1 protein-coding gene is annotated in these 847 nt (G+C 51.0%); it reads left to right on the top strand.

Translation table 11 applies throughout. The features are described 5' to 3' along the window. Window positions 1–847, top strand: an 847-nt coding sequence (locus BFN00_RS00375) for an FAD-dependent oxidoreductase (protein ID WP_171260747.1), incomplete at both ends; no start/stop codon positions are given.

The raw sequence follows: 847 nt of genomic DNA, 5'->3' as shown, positions 1-847 counted from the left end.
AGATGTGTATAAGAGACAGTTCTTCCAGGAAGAAGTCGAAGAACGCAAAATCATGGCGGTGCCGATGGTATTCCAGGACAACCAGCATATCGGTCAGGGTCGTATGACACTGGAAGAAATCATTGCCAAGCTGGATAGCAATGCCGCTGCCAAAGATGCGGAAAAGCTGAATGCCAAAGACGCCTTTGATGTTCTGGTGATTGGTGGTGGACCTGCGGGGAATACTTCAGCCATCTATGCAGCGCGTAAAGGCATTAAAACCGGGATCGTGGCGGAGCGCATGGGCGGTCAGGTCATGGACACCATGGATATTGAAAACTTCACGTCAGTACAAAAAACCCAAGGTCCTAAATTTGCAGCGGAAATGGAAGCCCACGTGCGTGAATACGGGGTCGACATCATGAACCTGCAACGCGTGTCTGATATCAAAGGGGCAGACGAAACGGCCAATGGTCTGGTGGAAGTGACTTTAGAGAATGGTGCCAAACTGGAATCTAAAACCGTGATTCTGTCGACCGGCGCACGCTGGAGAGAGATGAACGTTCCAGGTGAGCAGGAATACAAAACTCGTGGTGTGGCCTACTGTCCGCACTGTGATGGCCCACTGTTTAAGGGTAAACGTGTCGCCGTGATTGGCGGTGGTAACTCGGGGGTGGAAGCTGCGATCGACCTGGCAGGGATTGTAGAGCATGTAACTTTGGTGGAATTTGATACCAAATTGCGTGCGGATCAGGTGCTGCAAGACAAACTGAACAGCTTGCCGAACACCACCGTGATCAAGAATGCCTTGTCGACTGAAGTACTGGGTGACGGTGCACAAGTGACTGCACTGAAATACAAAGACCGT

The sequence above is a fragment of the Acinetobacter sp. AR2-3 genome, from assembly GCF_001878775.1.
In the GTDB taxonomy this organism is placed as follows: Bacteria; Pseudomonadota; Gammaproteobacteria; order Pseudomonadales; family Moraxellaceae; genus Acinetobacter; species Acinetobacter lwoffii_D.
The sequence above is the reverse complement of the archived record's forward strand: the minus strand, read 5'-3'. Positions and strand labels throughout refer to the sequence as shown.